Consider the following 8,471-nt stretch of genomic DNA (forward strand, 5'->3'; position numbering starts at 1 on the left):
GGTCAATGATAGTTATTTATACTATGCCTTGTTCAAACTTCATTTCATCGCAGGAGGCGGTTGTCATTGAAAAATTTTGATTCTCTCATGGTGTCGCGGTTGGGCCCCGTTATCGCAGGGCTTGCCGTGGGCATACTTGCGCCGGTTCTCGTGCTTCTGGGGAACCCGGGCAATATGGGGATCTGCGTTGCCTGTTTCGAGCGCGATATCGCCGGGGCGCTGGGCTTTCACAGGGCGGCGGTGGTCCAGTATATCCGTCCGGAGATCATCGGCCTGATCCTCGGCGCTTTCGGTTCCGCGCTGGCGTTCAAGGAATTCAAGCCGCGCGCGGGATCGGCCCCCGCCGTGCGCTTTCTGCTCGGCATTTTCGCTTCCATCGGCGCGCTGATCTTCCTCGGCTGCCCCTGGAGAGCGTATCTCCGTCTGGCGGGCGGCGATTTCAACGCCCTTTACGGCATCGCCGGACTCTTTGTGGGGATCTTGATCGGCATTTATTTTATCAGTTCCAACTACAATTTGGGTAGAGCCTATCCCGCTCCGGCCGAAGCGAAATTATCCGGTTTGATGATGCCGCTGTTCGCGCTTGGGCTGCTGGCGCTGCTGCTGATCGCGCCCAAGCTGGGAGCCGAGGGGACGGGACCGATTTTCTTCTCCGAAAAGGGGCCCGGCTCGATGCACGCGCCGTGGTATGTCAGTCTGGCCGTGATGCTTTTGGTCGGCTGGCTTGCGCAGCGCAGCCGCTTCTGCACGATCGGAGCGCTCAGGGATCTCGTTCTCGCCCGCGACGGCTATCTGTTCTGGGGGATCGTCGCCCTGCTGGTGGCTGCGTTCGGCATGAACTTCGTGCTGGGGAGCTTCAAGTCCGGATTCGCGGGGCAGCCCGTGGCTCATACCGACTCGCTCTGGAATTTCCTCGGCATGGTCCTGTCCGGCCTGTGCTTCACGCTCGCCGGAGGATGTCCCGGCCGTCAGCTGGTCATGGCCGGCGAGGGCGACGGCGATGCGGCTGTTTTCGTCTTCGGCATGATCGCGGGCGCGGCGGTGGCCCATAACTTCGGTCTTGCCAGCAGCGGCGCCGGGATCGGCGCTCACGCCCCGACCGCTTTCGTCATCGGCATGATTTTCTGTCTCTGCGTCGGTTTCGTGATGCGCAGGAAGGCTTAAGGAGGAGAAAAAATGGTTGTTGATGCACGCGGACTTTCCTGTCCTCAGCCTGTCGTCGAGGCCAAAAAAGCGGCGGCGACGGGAGAAAAGGAGATCGAGATTTTTCTCGATAACCCGACGTCGATCACGAACGTTACCCGCTTCATGACAAACCAAGGCTATCAGCTCAAGACAAACGATATTCAGCCTGATCAATCGAACAAACTTGTCTTCGTCAAATAATCAGCGGCGATGATCATAAGGAGAGGCGGCTCGACACCGCCTCTTTTTCATATTTGCTTGATTTTGTCGCCCATCGTATTTCTACAGGCCTCATTTCACGGTAAAAAAATCTCTTCTCATTGAAATATCACTACAATTATAAAAACTGCGAATGTTCGTCGCGAAAGGGGAAAAGGCAATTTCAGCAAAAAACATAAAAACTTTCATCATCACTTGAGAAATCAAGGATCTTGGTTTTTATTGCGACATCTTGTATTATAATAGCGTCGGTTACAAGGCAAAGTCCTTGCGATAAATTTTCGCTCCACAAAATCCCTGAGGAGGTATTTTCAGTAATGTCCAGAGTTGCAATCAAAGGTTCCGCTTACTGCCTTGAGCATGTTCCCCAGCTGGGGCTTCACTACGGCAACACGCCCTATACGGCTGGCGAAGGCGAGAAAGAGTATCTTCAGGCTCTTCCCAAGCATCTTCAGACCTACGAACAGGCGAAGGGATATGCTCCCAACATGACGTACATCGGAGCTCTGCCCCTTGAGGATCTTGACGCGCAGCCGACGCCCATGTACCAGAACTACAATCTCGAGGCGCCCCGTTTCGGCACATACGGCGAGATCATGCCCGAAGACGAATTCCTCGGCCTGCTCGACATCTGCGACGTTTTCGACCTGATCTGGCTCGAAAAGGACTTTGCCGCCTCCGTCCGCGAAAAGCTTTCCAAGCACGAACTGATCACCGAGTCCATTCTCGCCCGCCTCGAAGCCGGACACGATCGCGCCGAGATCGAAGAACACCTCAAGAGCAGCGATCATACTCAGGTTTTGCCGCTCTATTTCGACGGCAAGGTCGTCGGCATGGCGCGCGCGGCGCACGCCGTGGACGACAATCTGTTTGCCCACGTTCTGCTCGAGAATCTTGCCAGCAAGGCCGGCTCCGTGCTCGCCCTGCTCCATCTGCTCCGCAACACCGGCCTGAAACCCGAAGAGGTCGATTTCGTGATCGAGTGTTCCGAGGAAGGCGCGGGCGACGCCTGCCAGCGCGCCGGCGGCAACTTCGCCAAGGCCATCGCCGAGATCGCCGGCTGCGTGAACGCCAGCGGCTGCGACGTGCGCGGTTTCTGCGCCGGCCCCGTCAACGCCATGATCAACGGCGCTTCCCAGGTCGCCGCGGGCGCCCGCAAGAACGTCGTCGTTCTGGCCGGCGGCGCCATCCCCAAGCTTTACATGAATAGCCGCGACCACGTCAAGAAGGACATGCCCGCTCTCGAGGACTGCCTTGGCTCGTTCGCGATCCTGATCACTCCCTGCGACGGCGTCAGCGCCGAAATGCGTCTGGACGTCCTCGGCAAACACTCCGTCGGCGCGGGCGCCTCGCCTCAGGCCGTCACGCAGGCCCTCACCTGGGAGCCGCTCCAGAAGGCCGGCCTGACCTTCGCCGACGTCGACAAGTTCGGCGCCGAACTTCATATCCCCGAGATCACCGAACCCGCCGGCGCCGGCAACGTGCCGCTCGCCAACATCAAAATGATCGCCGCTCTGGCCGTCATGAAGAAGAGCATCGAAAAGAAGGACATGATGACCTTCGTCAAGGAGAAGGGACTGCACGGCTTCGCCCACACTCAGGGACACATCCCCGCCGGCGCGCCCTTCATCGGCCCCGCCGCCGACTGGATCAAGGAGGGCAAGATCAACCGCGCCATGATCATCGGCAAGGGCAGCCTGTTCCTCGCCCGCCTGACCAATCTCGCCGACGGCGCTTCGTTCCTGCTCGAAAAGCCCGCGCCCGTGGCCGCGGCAGTGAGCAAGGACGACATCAAGAGCCTGCTGTTGGAGTCTCTTTCCGAAATCGCAGCAGACCTCAAGAAGTAAGGAGGCTTTTGTATGTCTGACGTTCGCAAGCTCATCGGTGAGGCTCTCTCCGAGATCATCGATTTTGCCGCTCACGGCGGCCCCCGCGTCCGCGTCGGCCTGCAGGCGAATGGCAGCGAGCACGGCTCCGAAGAAATCGCCAACGCCGCACGCCTCGCCCAGCGCCAGAACCCCAACATCCAGGTTGTGATGATCGGCCCTAAAAAAGTCGAAGGTTTCGACGACCTCGAGTGGATCGAGACCCCCGACTGCGAGATCGACCTCGAGAAAGCCATGGACGAAGCCATGGACAGCGGCAAAGTCGCCGGCATCGTCGCCATGCACCATCCGTTCCCCATGGGCGTGACCACGATCGGCCGCGTCTTTACGCCCGCCTGCGGCCGCGACATGATCGTCGCCTCCACGACCGGCACCAGCGCCATCAACCGCGTCGAAGCCATGATCCGCAACGCCGTCTACGGCATCGCCGTCGCCAAGTCCATCGGCAAACAGAACCCCACCGTGGGGATCCTCAACGTCGAAGGCGCGCAGGTGGTCTTCAAGGCGCTGCGCAAGCTCCAGGAAAACGGCTACGACATCACTTTCGGCGAAAGCAAACGCGCCGACGGCGGTTCCGTCCTGCGCGGCAACGACATCCTCCAGGGCGTCGTCGACGTGTGCGTCTGCGACACGCTGACCGGCAACGTGCTGATGAAGATGTTCTCCTCGTTCAGCACCGGCGGTTCGTACGAAGCGCTGGGCTGGGGCTACGGCCCCTCCGCCGGCGAAGGCTGGAAGCACGTCGTCAACATCATCTCCCGCGCTTCCGGCGCTCCCGTGATCGCCAACGCCGTCGCCTATTGCGGCGCCGCGGCGGCAGGCAAACTTCCCGAACTGGTCGCCAAGGAAGTCGAAGCGGCCAAGGGCTGCGGTCTCGAGGAAATCATCGCCAGCTTCATGCCCAAACCGGCCGCGGCCGAAGAGGAAATCAAAGCCCCGGCGGCCGAGCCGACCGACGAGGAAATCCACGGCGTCGACGTGCTCGCCATCGAGGACGCCGTGCGCGAGCTGTGGAAGCACGGCATTTACGCCGAAAGCTCGATGGGCTGCACCGGCCCCGTCGTCAAGCTAAACAAGAGCAAAGAAGAAGAAGCCCGCAAGATCCTCGCCGCCGCCAGCTACATTTAGAACCTTGAAACACGGCGCGCGCAAGGGAAAAGCGCGTGAAGAACAAAAAAATGGCGTTGGAAGGACGAACTTCCAACGTCATTTTTTTGTTCCGCGTCATTGTTTTTTCATAAAGCAAAAATTTGCATCACGCGCGAAAAGCGGGATCGCTCCGCAGGCGCGGAATCACCAAAGGCGCGCCGTCGTGCGCGATCACGTCTACGGGAATCCCGTAAACGTCGCCGATCAGATCGGCGGTCGCCTCCGCCGGCCGGCAGGCCGCGCAAACGGCGCCGTCGCGCAGAAAGATCAAACGGTCGGCGACGCGCAAAGACGTGTTTAGATCGTGGATCGACATCAGAATCGCCACGTTCCGTCCTTGAACGATCTGCCGCAGCGTCCGCAGCATGTCGATCTGATTTTTGAGATCAAGGCTGCTCGTCGGTTCGTCCAACAGCAGGACTTTGGGTTCCTGCACGAGAGCGCGGGCAAGAGCGACCTTTTGGAACTCGCCGCCGCTCAGCTCGTCGAGGAACCGCAGGGAAAATTTTTCGAGAGACAGAGCTTTTAGCGCCGCTTCCACTTTTTCAACGTCTTCGTCCTTTATCGTCCATGCGATGTGCGGGCGGCGGCCAAGCAGGACCGCGTCGAAAACGGTCAGATGCTGCGGTTCGTCCCTCTGGGGGACGTAACCGAAAATCTTGGCCCGGTCGCGCCGCGGACACAAGGCGAGCGTACGCCCATCAAGAAAGACCGTCCCCATCGCAGGGCGCAGGATCCCGTTAATGGCTCGCAGCAGCGTGGTCTTTCCCGTGCCGTTGGGACCGAGCAGCACGACGATCTCCCCCTGTTCCAGAGAAAAACTCACGTCCTTCAAAACGTCGTTGCGCCCGTAGGCGAAGGAAAGTCCCGATACCGACAGCGTCATTTTCGGCTTCTCCTTTTCATCAGGAGCGCCACGAACACCGGCGCGCCCATGAACGCCGTAAAGACGGAGACGGGAAGAAGACGCGGCGCGAGCAGGAGCCGCGCCCCCATGTCGGCGCCCGTCAGAAGGGCCGCTCCCAAGAGAACCGAGCCGGGGATCAGGAAACGATGATCGCCCCCGAGGAAACGGCGCAGCATATGGGGACAGACAAGTCCGACAAAACCGATCACGCCGAGAAACGCCACCATGACGGCGGCAAGCAGCGACGTCACGACCATGGCTTCGAGACGGATCCACGAAGCCGAGACGCCCAGCGACACAGCGGTCTCATCGCCGCAGCACAAAGCGTTCAGATCGAAGCGCCTGTAAAAGAACAACGCCGAAGAAAGGGCCAACAGAGCCGACATCATGGGGATCTCGCGCCACGACGCGCGCGAGACGTCGCCGAAAGTCCAGAAGACGGTAGCCGCCAGCTGGGCGTCGTCGGCGAAATACTGAAGAAACATGGTCCCGGCGGTAAACAGCGAACTCAGCGCGACGCCAGCCAGCACCATGACTTCGCCCGCGCCGCCGGTCGCCGAGACGATGAAAAGCACGATGCCCATGCAGGCCAGAGCGGCTGCGAAGGCCGCCCCCGTCGTGAGCCAGTGGTCCATGATCGTCACCGCGTCCGCCGCAGTGCTCTGCATCGTTCCCGAGCCGAGGACGATGATCGAGAAGGCCGCGCCGAAAGCGGCCGCGTTGGAGATCCCCAACGTGAAGGGAGACCCCAATGGATTGCGCAGCACTGCCTGCATGACCAGCCCCGCGAGCGACAGCCCGCCTCCCGCCAGCATGGCGGCCAGAGTCTGGGGCAGGCGGATATTCACGACGATCACCTTGGCCCGCCCTTCCCCGCCGCCGAGAAGAACCTCGATCACCTCGGAGACAGGGATCCTGACGGCTCCCCAGGCGACGGACAGCAAGCCCAAAAGCAAGCAGAGCCCCCCCAATCCGAGAAGGAAAAGCTTTTTACGGCCGACGTAGGCTTCGTACTCCAACGAAAGGAGATGCTCCTGCTGAAGCACGACTTATTTCCCTTCAAGGTTCAGGCGGCAGAAAATTTTGCCGGAAAGGGCTTCGCTGATCTGAGCGTAGAGCGGTTTTCCGACAAGGAAAGAATAGATCTCGTCGGCGACGGACGCGATCTCGACGTCGGCGAAACGGTCGGGATAGAGAGTTTTCCCCACGAAATAGCTGTTGACCAGCACGGAACCGTAATTGATCGTGTACGAATTGTAGGGAAGCACGCTCCAGATCTCGCCGTTTTCGACGGCCGACAGTTCGGCGTAGACGGGATCGAAACTGAGCTGCCAGAGGCCGCTGGCCTCGCCTTTCGCCCGCAGGGTGTTGATGTCCATGAAGACGACTTGGGGATCCCACTGCAAGATCTTTTCCTTGGCGACGTTGACCGTTTCCGATCTGCCGGAACCGTCGGAGGCCACGTTTTTCGCGCCGGTGTAAAGGAACGGCGGATATCCCGTTTCCGTCGAGGTGAAACCATGCGTGCCGCGCATGGATACGCCGCCGATATAGCAGCTTCTGCGCTTTTCTTCGGGAACGCCGGCAGTCCTCCGGCGCAGTTCGGCGAGGTGCTTTTCGAAGAAAGCCACCACTTCTTCCGCCCTCTGTTCCTTGTCAAGGACTTTCCCCATCAGACGCAGCGTCGCGTAGAACTGTTCCTTTTCGTCGCTCAGATTTCCGTATTCCAGGCCGATCACGGGAATCCCCGTTTTGGCTGTCAGCTGGTCGGGATGAGGACCGGAAAGAGGCGACACTTTGAAGATCACCTGCGGCTGCAGAGAAAGCCCGGCAATCAGTTCGGGATTGTCTTTGCCGCGAAACTCGCCGAAAAGAGGCAGAGCGGCAAACTCAGGATGAGCGAAGGCATAAGGACGCGATGCTTTGCTCTGCGGAGGATCGTTGCGCTTTTCGATGGAATCCACCGCGATCACGCGATCGTTCGCCTGAAGGTAGGTCAGCAGCCTCAAGGCTCCGGATCCCGAGCCAAGGATCCGCTGCGGCGCGACGGGCACGGTCACGGAACGCCCGAGGCAGTCCGTGACCGTCATCTCCGCGCCGCATGCCGCAGACGCACACAGCATCGCTAACACAAGGGACGCAAGAAATTTCATCGAACTCTTCATTTTGTCATCCTCCTGATCTTTTCCGCGCAGGGCACACAGACTTTTCGTCCGTCCGCGCACGTCTCGAGGCGAGTGACCATGACTTTCTCGCCGCACACGGAACAGTTTTCCGAATCGTGAATACGCGCTTTCTGCGGGATCGCCTCTTCGGGTTTCTTCACGTCGAACAGAGCTTCATCAGGTTCCGTCAAAAGACGGCCCATGTGTTCGTCGCGCGAAAGTGCGTTTTCAGGCGAGCGATAGACCAGCCTCACGCCGCGTCCGTCAGAATGGCGGAAAACGGTGAAAGCGTGCTTGCCGTAATCGCGGAAAATGAAATTTCCCTTTCCGAACGTGCAGCCAAGAACTGCTTGGATCGCATCCACGCCGCAGGCGTCATTTTCCACAACCGCCACAATCTCTTCATCCACGTCGCGGGACAGATTCAGCAGCTTCATGGCCATTCGAGAAGCGCGCCAGCCGATCAACAGGCCGGGACACAGATGTCCGTGAAAAGCGACGACGAGCGTTAGTTCCGGTGGAATTTTCAACGATGCCATATCCATAACCTCCGATTCAAAGAGTAAAAATAACGCTACTTTCTATTTTTTACGTAGCACGATCATTCTAGCACAGTCCGCCTGGATTACAATCTTTCATGGCCGTTGCCCACGGCGTCTTCCCTGCTTGGCCTTTCGACATCTTCTGTAAGGATAAATCTTTTTTCAAAAAAGTCCTATAATGTTTTTAGAGGAGCGGCGCTTCTTATACTACTTCTCAATTAAAAGGGCAAACACAAGGGCGCTGCGAGGGAGTTCTGATACTACTTCTTTATAGTATAGCCAAACTTCCCGTACCTCAGTTATAATGCACCCGAGGTGATGGAGAATGCCCGTAAAATACGAGATCACATCGGAACAGCAGGCGGAAATCGAAGCAGCGCGGAAAAAGAATCGCAACAAGAAGATCGAAGCCAAACTG

8 protein-coding genes are annotated in these 8,471 nt (G+C 58.9%); 4 read left to right on the forward strand and 4 right to left on the reverse strand.

The window, feature by feature from the left end:
* The first annotated feature begins 66 nt into the window (after positions 1–66).
* From yedE to grdD, 4 genes are all read left to right on the forward strand, one after another.
* A complete protein-coding gene (yedE, locus tag D7D26_RS05580; RefSeq protein WP_120372367.1) occupies positions 67–1,164 on the forward strand; it encodes a YedE family putative selenium transporter in 1,098 nt (365 codons plus the stop codon).
* Between the two features lie 12 nt (positions 1,165–1,176).
* Positions 1,177–1,386 carry a sulfurtransferase TusA family protein gene (locus D7D26_RS05585; protein ID WP_078016591.1) on the forward strand — a complete coding sequence of 70 codons (210 nt, stop codon included), beginning with the start codon at positions 1,177–1,179 and terminating at the stop codon, positions 1,384–1,386.
* A gap of 335 nt (positions 1,387–1,721) precedes the next feature.
* Positions 1,722–3,251 carry a glycine/sarcosine/betaine reductase complex component C subunit beta gene (gene grdC, locus D7D26_RS05590; RefSeq protein ID WP_120372368.1) on the forward strand — a complete coding sequence of 510 codons (1,530 nt, stop codon included), beginning with the start codon at positions 1,722–1,724 and terminating at the stop codon, positions 3,249–3,251.
* Positions 3,252–3,263: 12 nt separating this feature from the next.
* Positions 3,264–4,418, forward strand: coding sequence for a glycine/sarcosine/betaine reductase complex component C subunit alpha (grdD, locus tag D7D26_RS05595; RefSeq protein ID WP_120372369.1), 1,155 nt, complete (start codon positions 3,264–3,266; stop codon positions 4,416–4,418).
* A 127-nt stretch (positions 4,419–4,545) separates the two neighbouring features.
* Here the strand turns inward: grdD and D7D26_RS05600 are convergent, their stop codons facing one another.
* From D7D26_RS05600 to D7D26_RS05615, 4 genes are read right to left on the reverse strand one after another with little or no spacing between them, the layout of a single operon-like run.
* Entirely contained in the window at positions 4,546–5,325 is a 780-nt protein-coding gene (locus D7D26_RS05600; RefSeq protein ID WP_120372370.1) for an ABC transporter ATP-binding protein, read from the reverse strand.
* A complete protein-coding gene (locus D7D26_RS05605; protein ID WP_120372371.1) occupies positions 5,322–6,392 on the reverse strand; it encodes a FecCD family ABC transporter permease in 1,071 nt (356 codons plus the stop codon). Before D7D26_RS05605 ends, D7D26_RS05600 begins: the two co-directional genes overlap by 4 nt.
* Before the next feature lie 3 nt (positions 6,393–6,395).
* The gene (locus D7D26_RS05610; protein WP_120372372.1) at positions 6,396–7,511 is read right to left on the reverse strand and encodes an iron ABC transporter substrate-binding protein; all 1,116 of its coding nucleotides are present in this window, start codon (positions 7,509–7,511) and stop codon (positions 6,396–6,398) included.
* Positions 7,508–8,050, reverse strand: coding sequence for an FmdE family protein (locus D7D26_RS05615; protein ID WP_120372373.1), 543 nt, complete (start codon positions 8,048–8,050; stop codon positions 7,508–7,510). Before D7D26_RS05615 ends, D7D26_RS05610 begins: the two co-directional genes overlap by 4 nt.
* Positions 8,051–8,471: the final 421 nt, after the last annotated feature.

The sequence above is a fragment of the Pyramidobacter sp. CG50-2 genome, assembly GCF_003612005.1.
Classification (GTDB): Bacteria; Synergistota; Synergistia; order Synergistales; family Dethiosulfovibrionaceae; genus Pyramidobacter.